The sequence below is a fragment of the Phyllobacterium sp. P30BS-XVII genome (assembly GCF_014138335.1).
GTDB lineage: Bacteria > Pseudomonadota > Alphaproteobacteria > Rhizobiales > Rhizobiaceae > Phyllobacterium > Phyllobacterium meliloti.
Window position 1 is genome coordinate 47,274 of record NZ_JACGXO010000012.1, and the last position, 14,965, is coordinate 62,238.

Consider the following 14,965-nt stretch of genomic DNA (forward strand, 5'->3'; position numbering starts at 1 on the left):
GAAGTAATACGTTTCCGTAATAATTTGTTACTCGTGAATGCCGCATTTATACTCTTAGGTTATGTTGCATTTCGATTTGTTGCAGCGCACAATCGTCAAAGCATCGATGGTCGGAACATTTTCGGCAGTCGAAACTCAAAGCAGACAGAAGGAGAAGCAGATGGCCACTTTAGAAGGCGGCGCCTACGACGACGTTTTGTTTGGTTCGCGTTTTGACGATTTCATCCACGCCCACGGTGGTGATGATCTCGTCTTTGGCGGAAACGGCAACGACATCATATTTGGTGATGAAGGGAATGATCTCCTTTTCGGCGGACGGGGTGACGATACCCTTTTCGGCGGAACAGGCAGTGATATTCTCCATGGTGACCAAGGAAATGACATTCTGAATGGCGGCGACGGAAGCGACGTTCTGTTCGGTGACAACGGAGATGATACTCTTCTGGGCGGCAATGGCTCAGACATCCTCTTCGGCGGCTCCGGCAATGACGTTATTCTCGGCGGCGCAGGGAATGACTTTATCGTTGGTGGAGCTGGCGATGATACCCTAGTCGGCGGTTCCGGACATGACGTATTCCTGTTCAATGGTGGCGGCGGCAACGACGTCATTCTTGATTTTACCCCAGGTGAAGACGTTCTTCAGATATCCAAAGGCATCAATGGCCTTCACATCAATTCCCCGGATGATGTGGCAGACCATATTACGCAAGTTGGCAACAACGTTGTGGTCGATTTCGGCCATGGCGACAGCATCACACTTGTGAACACCAGCTATGACGATGTGCAGGCACATCCCGACCAGTACTTCGTCGTACATTGATTTTTTCAAAAATTGGCGTGCCCTGCTTTTTTGCCGGGCACGTTTTTCTTTCCGATGTGAATGAAAGGGCAACGTGTTGAACCTCGACCATTCGACGGATATTGCAGACGACACGGAGAGTGTATCCATCTCTCGTCTATGTGCTGATATTGCTGTCGTGATCTGGGATCTCCCCGGCGCGATGCGAGCCTCGACAAAATGTACACTGGAGGCATCGGATCAACTGGTTCCGCTTGTTAGCCTCAACATTCCTCTTGAAACGGGCGGTCAGCGTGTGCTTTGGGCCATGCGGACGAAAGATCAGCCGATCAATCTGACCCTTTCTGCTGGATCGCTCGGGCCAACGGAGCAGGCCGTTCTTTATCCCGCCGATGAACTTGCATCGTTTGATGTAAACAGTGCGGTGAATAATCTCTCGGCTGCCGGTCACATCAAGCTGCTCAACAATGTTCTGAGCACATGGCGCACCACATTCCGCCTTTCCCAAAACCAGATTTTCGCCGGCGTTGCGCGTGAAATCACTCTGGCGCTGACACCAGAACCCCGGCCCGTACGTTCCTGCGGCCAGCCGATCGACGGTCAGTATCTGCTGGAAACAGTGATTGATCCTGTGCTTGGCGATGTGAGCACGATTTACGCAATCAGTGCGGCTTCGGTGACAGCCCTGCCGGCAAAATTCGTCATGGGCTCACAAATCAAACGGGGCGGACAATCGTGTCACCTTTTGGTTGAGTCAGCGCGGTCTTTACCGCAGTCCTTCCATCTCGTGCTTTGCGGCAAGAACGGCGTTGCCGTTCGCAAACTCGCTGATGGTGACAGTCAGCAGGCGGATTTCGAAAAGTGGTGGGCAAAGCGCCACGGAGACATGGATCTGCGTGAGTTCCTCATCCGCGAATTGGCCCAGGTCACAGGCGCTGGCCTTGCCACTGCCATTGATATGCAGACGCGCACGCCGCTGACGGTTCGTCAGATTGCCAAATCCGCCACGCATCCTGCCGCTGAAATCGATCTCGCTCTCGCGCTGGATGGTGGTCTGCTTGTCGGCGGTTGGACACATGATCCTGCGGCCATGTTATCGAGGATCGAATATCTTTCAGAGAATGGAAGCGTCTTGCCGCTTCAACCCAATTTTTACAAATTTCCCGGTAAAACCGGCGAGCGCGAAGACGGTTTTGGTGCAGATGTAACCGGATTTGTTGCATGGCTTCCGCAAAGCAAAAATTTGGGCCCACTGCTCCAACCGCGTTTCCAGATGCGGTTGGTATCTGGCGCGACGTCGTCGCTGATCCCGCAATTGCAGCCTTTCGAAGCTTCAGCCCAGCGAAATCGCATCCTGCGTTCTGTCCCTCCGCAACATGCGCGTGATCAGGTTTTCGAGAATATTCTCGCCCCTGCCCTGCAGGAAGTTGAGCACAAGCTCGGCAAGACTGTGAAGATCGCTGATACCAAGGATTATGGCGTTCTGCCTGATAATCCTGTGGTGTCGATTGTCATTCCGCTCTATCGGAACCTCGACTTCCTCCGCTTCCAGTTTTCTGCCATGGCGACAGATCCTTGGCTTGTCGACAACGCTGAACTCATTTTTGTGCTCGATTCCCCTGAAATTCAGGATGATACCGAACATATGCTAGGCGGCTTGCACATTCTGCACGGCTTGCCATTCAGGCTTGTCACAATGAATCGCAACAGCGGCTATGCCCGTGCCTGTAATGCGGGCGCAGGCGTAGCCACAGGCACAATGATAGTCATGTTGAATTCGGACGTTGTGCCTTGCGCCAATGGCTGGCTTCAGGCTCTTATTCAACCGCTGCTTGATCAGAAGAAACTCGGTGCAATCGGTCCAAGGTTGTTGTTCGAGGACGGGTCTCTCCAGCATGCCGGGCTGTATTTTGCGCGCGACCAGAAGGGCGTCTGGCTGAATCACCATTTCTACAAGGGAATGCCCGGCGCATACGCTCCCGCACGTGTGGGCCGCACTGTCCCGGGGGTGACGGGCGCCTGTCTGGTTACTCGAAAAGACATTTACGATCTCGTGGGTGGCTTCACCGAAGATTACATTATCGGTGACTATGAGGACAGCGATCTGTGCCTGAAAATTCGCCAGATCGGCTTTCATATTGCCTATGAGCCAGATGTTTCCCTGTACCATTTCGAGCGGCGGTCCATCCGCCGCAGCGCAGATTACATGCGTGGTCTGGCAAGCCAGTATAATTCATGGCTGCACACCAAGCGCTGGAACGATGACATAACCGAATTGATGTCGACCTACCTCGATGAAGCGACAGAGGACACTGTCGCCCCTTATATCGTTGGAAAGTCTGAAAGGAGCGCCGCTTGACTGAGGTTGTAGCACTCAAGAAAGCCCTACCCGAGCATACAAATGCTGTGAATGATGAATATGTCGACTGGCTGATGGAAGCTGTCGTACGAAACCGGTTTCTGCCCAGTCCTGACCCGGACAGTGTTTTTGTCGGTGATGGTGATTTTCGGACCGTCGGCTCCGAGTTTCTGGGTCATTTTATCCGCAAGGGCGGATTGCGCCCGGAAAGCCATGTGCTTGATATCGGTAGTGGTATTGGCCGTATGGCTGTACCGCTCACACAATATCTTGATCCGGCTAAAGGAAGCTATCGCGGCATTGACCCGGTATCCGGTGGCATCAACTGGTGCCAGCAGAAGATCACGCCCGTCTATCCGAATTTCGAGTTCCGCTACATGGATATCGCGCATTCCCTTTATAATCCCAAGGGAGCGATTGATGGCCTTCAGCTCAAATTGCCCTTCGAAGACAAAAAGTTCGATTTTGTCATCATGACATCGGTTGTTACTCATCTTCCCGATGAGGAAGTCAGTGTCTATCTGCGTGAAGTTGCGCGCGTTCTTGCGCCCGGCGGACGCCTTTTCATGACGGCGTTTGTAGTGGACAAGACAGCGGCCGAAAACCCGCTGAAGAAGCGCGATACACGATTGGGTTTCCAGCGCTATGATCAAGGGCCCTGCTGGTTCGTGCCGGAATTGCCTCCCCTCGCCGCGGTCGGTTTTGATGACGGATTTTTGGATCAGGCTTTGACGCGTGCTGGCCTATCGGTTTTCAATAAATCACTTGGTCACTGGCGCGGCATACCCGCTGATCATTATCAGGACATCTTCATTGCGGGACCTGGAGGGGAGAGATAATGGCCCGTGTCCTTATCGCGGCCCATAATCACCCGTCACTGCATCCCGGTGGCACCGAAATCTTTGCGCATGATCTATTTCGCGCCTATCAGCGCGCCGGATGCGAAGCACTGTTTCTGGGTGCAACCAACCATATTCATCGCGAGGCACGTCCCGGCACAAGCTTTCAGAGTATTGGCAACGGCGGCGATGAAATTTTGCTCTGGTCTGGCCACTTTGACCGCTTTTTCATGAGCCAGGTCGATCTCTATGGGATCGTGCCCGACATTGTCGAACTGCTGCGGGATTTCAAGCCGGATGTCGTTCATCTGCATCATTTGCTGCTGTTAGGCGCAGAGTTCCCACATATCGTCCGGAGAACATTGCCCGAATGCCGGATTGTTCTGACACTGCACGATTACTATCCGATCTGCCATCATGATGGCCTGATGGTTCGCACGAGAGACAAGGAACTTTGTTACGGAGCAAGTCCGGATCGGTGCCATAGCTGTTTCAAGGACATTGCGCTGGACAAATTCGTGCTGCGCGAGCGTCATCTGAAATCGCTGTTGAGTGTAGTGGATGCATTTGTTTCACCGAGTGAGTTTCTCAAGCAGCGCTATGTCGATTGGGGAATTGACGAAGAGCTGATCAGCGTGATCCCGAATGGACAACCAAAGCGCGAACTGACAGCGAAAACTGATCCGGCAACCCGTACCAAGCCCATCTTCGGATATTTCGGCAACCTCAACCCCTGGAAGGGGACCACTGTCCTTCTGGAAGCGGCGAAGCAACTGATTGCTGAGGGCTATGATTTTGAACTGCGTGTCCACGGTGCTGCGCCATTTCAGAGTGAAGCGTTTGTTGCCGATATAGACAGGTTGTTTGCCGAGACATCGCCTTTCGTACAAAGGCGCGGTGCCTATCGGCGTGAAGACATAGGAAATCTCATCGCGACGGTTGATTGTGCGATTATGCCATCAATCTGGTGGGAGAATGCTCCGCTGGTAATTCAAGAGGCTCAAGGACAGGATTGCCCTGTGATCACCAGCAATATTGGCGGTATGGCCGAAATGATCGAAAACGGGGTCAATGGCCTGACTGTTCCCCCCAACGATCCGCTCGCGTTGGCAGCTGCTATGCGGCGGATTGCTGAAGATACTGACCTGCGTCAGCTTCTTTCACTGGGGGCACGCCACCCTGATACTATCGATACGACAGCTGAACGGTATCTCGATCTGATCGAGACCCTGCGTTCTGAACGTGTCGAGGCAGCCTGAGAGGTATATCATGTCTATAGTGACAAAAGTGTCGGCGCAGCCTTCTGCAAAGCCGACAACCGCCCCGGAACAGGATAACACCAAACAAGTGCAGCCTGAGCCAGCAAAAACAGAACCGATCAAAGGGCGTGTCGACGCTGTCGATGATGGTCGTCTCTACGGATGGGCGTTTGATCCGGCGGCACCGGATGTGAGATTGACCATTCGCGTGATGCTCGATGGTAAGCCTATTGCCGAAGCAACGGCTGATAAGGACCGGCCCGACCTGAAGCGCAATGGGATTGGTGATGGTATCCATGCCTTTGATGTGATGTTGCCGCAATTTGCCTCGATGCGGGCAGGTGAACTTGTTGTTATCGCGATCAGCGGCGCAGGCGTAGAACAGTCATTGCGCGTTCCAAAGCCCGACGAACAGGCTGCAGAAGCGCTCATTGCGGCACCGATGACGCGTATTCTCGACAAGCTCGATATGCTGATGGCAGCGCAGCGCCAATTACAGGTGAATCAACGCTCCCTGCAACGGCCGTCACAAACCATTGACGGGGGAGGCACGCCCTCCGACCTTGGTGATGTCAGCAATTCGCTTGAGGGTCTGCGCAGCGATGTCAATCAACGCATGACAGAGCTGGACGTGCATCTCATGCGCATGGATGGTGTTGTGGCGGGATTGGAAACCCGCATGGAGCTTCTGCATAAGCGCGCCGGTGGTGATACCAAACCATTGTTCCTGCTGTTGTTCGTCCTGGTGGGATTCGTTACCGGTGCGCTCCTGACGCTTGGGGCTCTCCGTTGAGGGTGTTGAGATGACACGCGACGAAAAAACCCTGATGCCCGTACCCAAAACCGGTAAAGCGCCGGAGCGCAATTCCATTGTCATGGAAGGCGAAATGGTTGTGGGTTGCCCGGTAGAGGATACGCTGGTGCTGGTCCTCGGTATTGGCAGTAACACCTCCGATCAGGTGACGGTTTTCCTCAATGGTGATCCTGCCATGAGCGTCAAGGCAACGCTCATCACTTGGCCACTGAAGGCACCTTCGCCAGCGGGCACCCACGGTTTTGTTGCTATTGTTCCAACCAGTGTTTTACGCCGCGGTCAGCTGAAGACAATCATGTTCCAGCACAAGGCAAAGGTGGCGCGATATTCATTTGCCGCACGAGCCGCCACGGTTGGCGATCTGGCAGCCATGATGGCCGATCTCGCAGGGTCCAATTTGCCCGGCGCCATTGACGGGCTCGTTGAAGGACTGATTTCCGGCCCGATCGGCCGCAAAAAGCTTGCGGCTATCACCGTACTGTTACAGGCTGGCGCCCGATCTGATGGCATCATCGAATTGATCGGCGGGAGTGATGAAGGTGAGATTTTTGTACAGGGTTGGGCGCAGGATCTGACGCCTTCCGTTACGCGGCTTCTGATTAGTGGCCGTTCTCCTTCCCTTGCGGAATGTTCAATTGGCGTTTTTGCACGGCCGGATGTGAGTGAACAGGCGTCTGGCTTTGCGGGGCTGCTGCTTGCCAATGAACCTGTTGCGCCAAATGACATTGAGCGCCTGCTGTTTCGCGGACGCCGGGGCTGGCGCTTTATTGAGGTCTATGACCGGCGTCTGCTGGTTGGCTCGCGTGAAACACCCAGCCATGTCAGGGCTATTTTGCCGAACATGCGCAGTTCGACGGAGATACTTCTCCGCCTGCGTTCGGCGGCTAACCGTTTTGATGGCACGGAGACAATATCCGGCCTGCCCTTCCCGGTTAGGATGGGCATTGATAACGTGTTTCGTGTTGAAGGCAGCGGCCTTCTGGTTTCCGGCTGGCTACTCGACCCGGATAACCATGTGCAGTCGGTCAAGCTCCGTCGGCACCGCGGTGAAACCCAGCTTGATAGCAACTGGACGCGGGTAGACCGGCCTGATGTGACGAGGGAATTCGACAACCAGCCACCATTCAATGCCGGACTCGACCCCAATCGTCATGCGCATGGGTTCGTGGCTTTCGCTCCGGAACTTGCAGGTGACAGCACGGCTCCCTTCTATATTGAACTTGAGTTGAGCGATGCACGCCGGGCCTTCATGCCCCTGACGCCGACGCGGATTACGTCACGCGATGCGGTTGTCAGGCAAATTCGCGCCATTGACCCCAATGCATGGGCGCTGCGTCATATCGTTGATCAGCAACTCGTGCCATTGCTTCGCGGTGTCAGCCGTCCGCCTCCGGAGATTTTCGGTATCGTTGATCTCGGTGCCTTTGAAGACGCTGAAGGACCTGCGCTTATCATCGGTGTGGACGAACGCGTGGAAGAGATTGGTCCTCTTCTTGCCCTGCTCGCACTTGATCCCGGTACACGCAAGGCGCCGATTGTTGTAGCCGCTGCAACGGAAATCGTTGACCGTATCGGCGTTCAGATTCGCAGATTAGCCGATTTCTATGGCCTACGCGTCCGGCTGGTATCCGCAAGCGGGTCGGAAGATCTCTATGATGCATTGGAGGTGGGTGCGCGGGCAGTTTCGACCGAAAGCGTTGTCTTTCTCGCCGCATCGCTTTTACCCCGCAGCTCCGGTTGGTTCCAGAAATTGCTGGCCGCCTACGATGCACGCAAGGAATGCGTGCTGTCTCCAACCCTTGCCTATGAAGATGACTCCATCCGCTGGGCCGGGACATGGGTGGCAGGAGCCCAGTCCGATCGCGCCTTGATCAGCCGTTATGCCGGATATCCAATTGATGCTGTGGCTGGGATGGGAATAACAGAGGTAGCAACGGCAACCTTCGAGTGCTGCATCCTGCCACGCAATGCCCTGTTCTCAGTCAACGGGTTCACGCGCGGCTATCTTGGAACGCATGAGAAGGGCCTCGATCTTGGCCTCAAACTCAAACAGTCGGGTTTGCGTTCCTATTGGCTGCCATCGGCCCAGATGTTGGGTTCTGACGATATATCCGTATCTGACAAGGCCTCAACCATTGCACTGATCGAGCGGATTGATCGGCAGGTTTTTGACGCACGCTGGGCCAACAATGTCTCCAATAAACGCGGTGCTTCCACAGAGGAAACGGCATGACCGAACAGCTTCGGGTTCTGGTGATTTCCCATGCTCATCCGAGTATTTCACTCGGGGGTGGAGAAATCGCATCTTACAATCTGCACAAGGGGCTTAACAGCCTGGCCGGTGTCCAGTCTGTCTATCTTGCACGAGCCGGTCATCCGATACCGCGCCATGGTACGACCGCTTTGATGAGCATGCGCCGCAGCAGCGACGAAATCCTGTTTCATGCGGATGAATATGATCACTTCTATCTGTCAAATAACAACACCGATGAAATCCGCCGCGATCTCCTGCGTTTTGTCCGGGACCTCAATCCGCATGTGGTACACTTTCATCATGTGCTCGGCCTCGGGTTGGAAACGCTCTATGCCATTCGCGAGGCGATGCCGGATACAATCATTCTGGTGACGTTCCACGAATATTTGTCGATCTGCAACAATGACGGACAAATGGTGAAGGCGGGCTCGGCAAAGCTTTGCAACGAGGCTTCACCCATCGATTGTCATGCCTGTTTCCCCGATATTCCTCCGGCTCGTTTTCTTAAGCGGGAACGTTTCATCCGCGGTATGCTTGAACTTGCCGATGCCTTCGTTGCACCCAGTGATTTTCTGGCGGAACGATACAGGGAATGGGGGCTCGATCCTGCAAAGCTGACCGTCATCGAGAACGGCATTGCCATCGATAACATAACGCCGCCGCGGGAGCTGTCGGGACCAAGGCCTCGGCGCAATCGCTTTGCCTATTTCGGACAGGTCACGCCTTTCAAGGGTATCGACGTGCTTATTGATGCTGTCTCGCGCGTGCCCGAGGAAAGCTGGGGCGAAGATTCACGCCTGATGATCTTTGGCGGCAATCTTGAGAAACAACCGCGCGAATTCCAGGATCGCATGCAGAAGCTGATTGAGGAAGCCGGACCGCGTGTCCGCTTCTATGGCGCATATCAGAATGCGGAGATGCCGCGCCTCATGCAATCAGTCGACTGGGTGGTTATGCCCTCCATCTGGTGGGAGAATTCGCCTATTGTCATTCAGGAGGCTCTGCACCATCGCCGTCCGGTCATCTGCTCCAATATTGGTGGTATGGCGGAGAAAATTCGCGATGGACTCGATGGCTTGCATTTCCGGGTTCGCAGCGCTGAAGATCTGGCGGATCGTTTCACAGAAGTGCTCAGCGACTCCTCGATTTGGGATCGTCTGCACCAGACTATCCGAAGTCCGCTGAACTATATTGACTGTGCTCAAGAACATCTTGCTCTCTACGGTGAATTGCTTAAACCTACCCGGCAGCAGTCGCTTAACGTAGCTGCAAGAACTGACGTTGTTCTTTCCCAAGCAAGCTGAATTTACCCAGCGTTCATCGCCAAAAGAAGGAATACCTCATGGCACGCGTCCTCGTACTGATACCCGCCGGTGAAGTATATGATCATGACAATGTACGCTGGTACAAGCACAGTGATATTCAGCGTAGTATTGATCACTACCACAACATTGGCGATGCTTTCGTTTTCGAATCGTCATTGAAGCTGATGAACTACGATAAGGTTGGCGAGCTTCCTATCGTCAATCCGCCGATGGAGAAGATTGATCAACTGCGCGAGGAATATGACTATGTCATTCTGCGCGGGTCCAACTACATCAATAAGGAAATGAACTGGCGAGACACAATCCCGGTTCTCAAGCGGTTGGGATTGCCGGTTATCGCTTTCGGCGTTGGTGCCCAGGCGCCGGTCAAAGGTCAGCTGGAACTTTCGGAGGAATCCAAGGCAGTTTGGCGTCTCATCGCCGATTCTACCACGTCCATCGGCGTGCGGGGTGCCTATTCGGCACAGGTTCTCAATGATATCGGCATCAAGAACGTGCGGATTATTGGTTGCCCCACGGCTTTCCGCCGGAACAACCAGCATCTGCGCATTAAATTGCCTGATTTGGATACGGTAAAAAAGGTTGGTGTGACTGTCCGCCGCGAAGTGTCGCCAACCTATGCGCAGGATATCCAGCGCTATCTGACCCTTCATCGTGAACTGATCAAGCAAATGGCCAAACGCTTTGACATTACCCTGATGGCGCAGGGTGAAGTGGAAGAGAAGAAGATGGTTTTCGGCACCGATGAGCAGAAGGAACAGGCCATCGCTGCGTTGAAGGGAAATCGCTGGGTCTCCGACTGGTATTTCGATGAAGCAATCGAAAAGCTCTATCGGGAGCGCATGTACTATTCCGATGTTGTTGCTGATTACGAAAAGCTGGTGCGGTCGCATCAACTGGTGCTTGGCTACCGATTGCACGGCAATCTCATGGCTTTGGCCAATGGTATTCCGTCGATCTATTTCACCTATGACAGCCGCACCGTCGAATTTGCCGAGACCTACAAGATTCCGAGTTATGACGTGTTCAGTGACAAGCCATTCAGGCTGGAAGACTACTGGGATCAGTCGCTGTTTGATAAATACAACCGCGCCTGGTTCGAGACTTATGGTGAGATGAATGTCTTTCTGACTGAAAACAATGTTGATCATAAAATGACCGAGACGGGCAGACGTGCAACGGACGCCGCTCGCTGGGTCGCATAACGAATAGCCGCGAAATTTCCTTGGGAGGAAAACAAACCGCAGGAAGGAAGCACAACAACTATTGTCGAATTGGCATAAGCCGCTCCATCACATAGATATCTCCAACAAAATTGCAGGAGTTCCTCCCATGACTGTTCTCGTTTCTGGTGGCGCCGGCTATATCGGTAGTCACATGGTGCTTGCCCTCAAGGATGCCGGCCGATCGGTGCTGGTGCTTGATGATTTGAGCTGTGGTTTCGCCTGGCTGGTGCCGGATGATGTACCCTTCGTGCAGGGCGATATCGGCGATCAGGCACTGGTGCGCGATCTGATCCGTCGACACAATGTTACTGCGATCCTGCATTTTGCCGGATCAATCGTCGTGCCGGATTCGGTTAAGGACCCGCTTTATTACTATCGCAACAATACGGTGCAATCGCGAGCCCTGATTGAGGCAGCGATTGCCGAAGGTATCAAGCATTTCATTTTCTCGTCGACCGCTGCCGTCTACGGCGAACCGGAGCGCACGCCGATCACCGAGGATATGCCGCATCAGCCAATCTCGCCCTACGGCACATCCAAGTTGATGACCGAATGGATGCTTCGCGATGCGGCAGTTGCCCATCCGGAATTCAACTATGTGGCGCTGCGTTATTTCAACGTGGCAGGTGCAGATCCGCAATTGCGTTCGGGTCAGTCGTTCCCGCGCGCCACACATCTTATCAAGATTGCCAGTCAGGCCGCGACCGGTGAACGCTCACACATTGACGTTTACGGTACGGATTATCCGACCGCCGATGGCACCTGCATCCGTGATTACATTCACGTCAGTGATCTGGCACAGGCACATCTCTGCGCGCTCAATTATCTGGAGGCAGGTGGAACCAGTACGTCAGCCAATTGCGGTTATGGCTATGGTTATTCGGTGCTTGAAATCATTGATGCGGTCAAGCGCGTGTCAGGTGTTGATTTCGAGGTTCGGACGGCACCGCGCCGTGCCGGCGATCCCGCTGTTCTTGTTGCGGGTAACGAGCGTGTGCGGACACTGTTCGGCTTTGAGCCCAAGCGTGCAGACCTCGACCTTATCGTTGGCGATGCGCTGGTGTGGGAACGACAGCTTGCCATTCTAAAAACTCTGGAACAGTCGGAATCCCGGATCGCCGTCTGATCAAAATCTGCTAAGCGGTGAATATGCCGGGCTAACAGCCCGGCATAATGCTTTATCAGGCACGTTCAAGCGCGACAGCGATACCCTGGCCGACACCGATGCACATGGTGGCAAGGGCGCGTTTTGCGCCTCTGATATTAAGTTCCAATGCTGCCGTCCCGGCGATGCGCGCGCCGGACATGCCAAGGGGATGACCAAGTGCAATCGCACCGCCATTCGGATTGATATAATCGGCATCGTCGGCAAGTCCGAGTTCGCGCAGAGTGGCAAGGCCCTGCGAGGCGAAGGCTTCGTTGAGTTCGATCACATCGAAATCCTGTGGGGTGAGGCCAAGCCGCGCGCAGAGTTTGCGCGTTGCTGCAACCGGACCAATACCCATGATGCGTGGTGAAACACCAGCGGTTGCGCCGCCAACAATCCGGGCGATGGGTGTCAGTCCGTATTTCTTCGCAGCAGCTTCGGAAGCAATGATCAAAGCGGCTGCGCCGTCATTAACGCCTGATGCATTCCCCGCTGTTACCGATCCGCCCTTGCGGAAGGGTGTCGGCAATTTGGCCAGTTGTTCAGGTGCCGTCTGTGGACGAGGATGCTCGTCGCGATCCACTGTTACCGCCTCGCCTTTGCGCTGGGGAATAATCACAGGAGTTATCTCGCGACCGAGCCGACCGCTGTCCATGGCAACCCCTGCCCTTTGCTGCGACCGTACCGCAAAAGCGTCCTGATCAGCACGCGAGACGTTATAATCTTCGGCAACGTTCTCGCCGGTCTCGGGCATAGAGTCGATGCCATATTGCTGCTGCATCAGCGGATTGACAAAGCGCCAACCAATGGTTGTGTCGTGAATTTCCGCATGGCGTGAAAAAGCCCCTTCTGCCTTCGGTAAAACGAACGGCGCACGCGACATGGATTCAACACCGCCCGCAATGGCAATTTCCAGTTCTCCGGCCTTGATCGCCCGCGCCGCTGCAATAACCGCGTCCATACCCGAGCCGCACAGGCGGTTGATCGTCGTACCCGGTACGCCCACCGGTAGTCCGGCAAGAAGCAGGGACATGCGCGCGACATTGCGATTGTCCTCGCCTGCCTGATTGGCGCAGCCATAAAAGACTTCGCCGATGGCTTCCCAGTCAACGGATACGTTCCGCTGCATCAATGCTTTCAGTGGGATGGCACCGAGATCATCCGGTCGAACCGAGGACAGCGCCCCGCCAAAGCGGCCAATGGGCGTGCGGATATAATCACAGATAAAGGCTTCGGACATCAGGCTGCCTCATGCGCTCGTTTTGTGCGTGCGTTGATATCGCGCAGCACTGAGAGTTCGGTTTCAGTGGGAACGGGTGTTTCCACGGTCTCTTTAGCAAACCGGACAGGCCAGCCGCAATTCTCTTCAATCTGCCGGCGCGTCACACCTTGGTGGATGGATACCACAGTTAACTCCTTCGTCGCCGGGTCCGGTTCGAAAATGCAAAGATCCGTAATGACACGGGTTGGGCCCTTGGTTTTCATTCCAAGTCGCGCGCGATGGTCGCCGCCTTCGCCATGGCCCATGGATGTTATGAAGTCCAGATGGTCAACAAAACCACGATTGGTCAGCGCCATGGTGATATAAATCTGGCCGCAATTGCTGGCAATTTCCGGGGCGCCGCCACCACCGGGCAGCCGTACTTTCGGCGTATCATAGGGACCGACGACTGTGGTGTTGAGATTGGCAAAGCGATCTATCTGCGCTCCGCCGAGAAACCCGGTGGTAATACGTCCGCCCTGCAGCCAGTAACGAAACATTTCCGGCACCGAAACGGTAAACAGGGCGGTATCGCAAAGCTCGCCATCGCCAATGGAGAGCGGCAATACATCCGGTTTGGTGCCGATCGTGCCGCTTTCATAGATCAAGGTGATATCGGGTGCATGGGTGAGCCGCGCCACATTACAGGCCGCCGAAGGTGCGCCAATTCCGACAAAGCAGACATCATCATTGGTGAGCGCACGCGCAGCAGCAATGGTCATCATTTCAGTGGGTGTGAAATCCTGTGTCATGATCCGGTTCCTTACGCCGCGTTTGCCGCATGCCTGACAGCATGACGGGCAAAATCTTCGGGCTTGCCGGCAAGGACATTCTCTTTGATCCAAGCCGTGAAACTCTCGCGATCACGCGCGATCTTGTCCCATGCAATGTAAAAAGCATTGGAGCGTGGGTAGTAGCCATGGGCATAGGATGGAAAAGCGCCGCCCGGTACATGCACAACTGCACTGATAGCCCAATGGGGCAAGACAACTGCATTGGGTGATGGCGGGTTCAGTTCATCGTCGATTTCCTCGACTGTCACGATGGAGCGGCGCGCGGCAAGCACTGCTTCCTTCTGCACTCCGGTAATGCCCTCGATCAGCACATTGCCTTGCCGGTCGGCACGCTGCGCATGGATGATCGATACGTCAGGACGAATGGACGGAACAGCGGCCAGCACCTCCCCTGTAAAGGGACATGTGATGGACTTGATGTTCGGATTGACCTTGGCAAGGTCGGCGCCGATATAACCGCGCAAAACGGCAAAAGGCAGATTGGCAGCGCCGGCCTCATAGGCGTTGGCCATGGCTGCATGGGAATGTTCCTCGATGGCAAGCGGCCGCGGCCATTGGTTTTCAACCGCATCACGGAAGCGGTGCAATGAACCCACACCGGGATTGCCACCCCAGGAAAACTTCATGCCGCGTGCCGCGCCAACACCGATCAACTGATCATAGATAAGGTCCGGTGTCATACGAACAAGAAACAGGTCCTTGCGGCCCTGTCTGATAATCTCGTGGCCAGCCGCATAGGGAATGAGGTGGGTAAACCCCTCCATGGCAAGTGTGTCGCCATCCCTGACATTGTCCTCAATCGCTTCGGAAAGCGTACAGATTTTCGCCACGTCTCTCTCCCTGCTTTGGCACCGACCGACGATTATGTGCCGATGTCTGATGCAAACC

General features: G+C 54.7%; 12 protein-coding genes. 9 read left to right on the forward strand and 3 right to left on the reverse strand.

Features of this window, described 5'->3' with window-relative positions; all coding sequences use genetic code 11:
• Nucleotides 1–160 precede the first annotated feature (160 nt).
• The 9 genes from FHW17_RS23780 to galE all read left to right on the forward strand — a co-directional run bounded on the left by FHW17_RS23780 (nucleotide 161) and on the right by galE (nucleotide 12,001).
• Entirely contained in the window at nucleotides 161–820 is a 660-nt protein-coding gene (locus tag FHW17_RS23780; protein WP_091886306.1) for a calcium-binding protein, read from the forward strand.
• 73 nt (nucleotides 821–893) lie between these two features.
• Nucleotides 894–3,158, forward strand: coding sequence for a glycosyltransferase (locus FHW17_RS23785; protein WP_348643777.1), 2,265 nt, complete (start codon nucleotides 894–896; stop codon nucleotides 3,156–3,158).
• Entirely contained in the window at nucleotides 3,155–3,997 is an 843-nt protein-coding gene (locus FHW17_RS23790; protein WP_227988835.1) for a class I SAM-dependent methyltransferase, read from the forward strand. The genes FHW17_RS23785 and FHW17_RS23790 overlap by 4 nt, the downstream gene beginning before the upstream one ends.
• On the forward strand, nucleotides 3,994–5,256 hold the full coding sequence (locus FHW17_RS23795) for a glycosyltransferase family 4 protein (RefSeq protein WP_112529388.1): 1,263 nt from the start codon (nucleotides 3,994–3,996) through the stop codon (nucleotides 5,254–5,256). Before FHW17_RS23790 ends, FHW17_RS23795 begins: the two co-directional genes overlap by 4 nt.
• Nucleotides 5,257–5,266: 10 nt before the next feature.
• Nucleotides 5,267–6,049, forward strand: a complete 783-nt coding sequence (locus tag FHW17_RS23800) for a hypothetical protein (protein ID WP_113097600.1) — start codon at nucleotides 5,267–5,269, stop codon at nucleotides 6,047–6,049.
• Between the two features lie 10 nt (nucleotides 6,050–6,059).
• Nucleotides 6,060–8,303 carry a hypothetical protein gene (locus tag FHW17_RS23805; RefSeq protein WP_182510956.1) on the forward strand — a complete coding sequence of 748 codons (2,244 nt, stop codon included), beginning with the start codon at nucleotides 6,060–6,062 and terminating at the stop codon, nucleotides 8,301–8,303.
• On the forward strand, nucleotides 8,300–9,628 hold the full coding sequence (locus tag FHW17_RS23810) for a glycosyltransferase family 4 protein (protein ID WP_182510957.1): 1,329 nt from the start codon (nucleotides 8,300–8,302) through the stop codon (nucleotides 9,626–9,628). Before FHW17_RS23805 ends, FHW17_RS23810 begins: the two co-directional genes overlap by 4 nt.
• 38 nt (nucleotides 9,629–9,666) lie before the next feature.
• Entirely contained in the window at nucleotides 9,667–10,854 is a 1,188-nt protein-coding gene (locus tag FHW17_RS23815; RefSeq protein WP_112529394.1) for a polysaccharide pyruvyl transferase family protein, read from the forward strand.
• Between the two features lie 127 nt (nucleotides 10,855–10,981).
• Nucleotides 10,982–12,001, forward strand: a complete 1,020-nt coding sequence (gene galE, locus FHW17_RS23820) for a UDP-glucose 4-epimerase GalE (protein WP_182510958.1) — start codon at nucleotides 10,982–10,984, stop codon at nucleotides 11,999–12,001.
• Between the two features lie 55 nt (nucleotides 12,002–12,056).
• Here galE and pcaF read toward each other — a convergent pair whose 3' ends face one another.
• Genes pcaF through FHW17_RS23835 form a run of 3 tightly spaced genes read right to left on the reverse strand, consistent with a single transcriptional unit; the run spans nucleotide 12,057 to nucleotide 14,907 of the window.
• The gene (gene pcaF, locus FHW17_RS23825; RefSeq protein ID WP_112529398.1) at nucleotides 12,057–13,262 is read right to left on the reverse strand and encodes a 3-oxoadipyl-CoA thiolase; all 1,206 of its coding nucleotides are present in this window, start codon (nucleotides 13,260–13,262) and stop codon (nucleotides 12,057–12,059) included.
• On the reverse strand, nucleotides 13,262–14,035 hold the full coding sequence (locus FHW17_RS23830) for a CoA-transferase subunit beta (RefSeq protein WP_112529400.1): 774 nt from the start codon (nucleotides 14,033–14,035) through the stop codon (nucleotides 13,262–13,264). The genes pcaF and FHW17_RS23830 overlap by 1 nt, the downstream gene beginning before the upstream one ends.
• Nucleotides 14,036–14,046: 11 nt before the next feature.
• Entirely contained in the window at nucleotides 14,047–14,907 is an 861-nt protein-coding gene (locus FHW17_RS23835) for a CoA transferase subunit A (RefSeq protein WP_112529402.1), read from the reverse strand.
• Nucleotides 14,908–14,965 lie beyond the last annotated feature (58 nt).

Excerpts from the sequence above, each read along its gene's own strand:
- FHW17_RS23815 (WP_112529394.1), top strand. The coding sequence starts at position 9,667 with ATGGCACGCGTCCTCGTACTGATACCCGCCGGTGAAGTATATGATCAT.
- galE (WP_182510958.1), top strand. The coding sequence starts at position 10,982 with ATGACTGTTCTCGTTTCTGGTGGCGCCGGCTATATCGGTAGTCACATG.
- FHW17_RS23800 (WP_113097600.1), top strand. The coding sequence starts at position 5,267 with ATGTCTATAGTGACAAAAGTGTCGGCGCAGCCTTCTGCAAAGCCGACA.
- FHW17_RS23805 (WP_182510956.1), top strand. The coding sequence starts at position 6,060 with ATGACACGCGACGAAAAAACCCTGATGCCCGTACCCAAAACCGGTAAA.
- FHW17_RS23810 (WP_182510957.1), top strand. The coding sequence starts at position 8,300 with ATGACCGAACAGCTTCGGGTTCTGGTGATTTCCCATGCTCATCCGAGT.
- pcaF (WP_112529398.1), bottom strand. The coding sequence starts at position 13,262 with ATGTCCGAAGCCTTTATCTGTGATTATATCCGCACGCCCATTGGCCGC.
- FHW17_RS23830 (WP_112529400.1), bottom strand. The coding sequence starts at position 14,035 with ATGACACAGGATTTCACACCCACTGAAATGATGACCATTGCTGCTGCG.
- FHW17_RS23780 (WP_091886306.1), top strand. The coding sequence starts at position 161 with ATGGCCACTTTAGAAGGCGGCGCCTACGACGACGTTTTGTTTGGTTCG.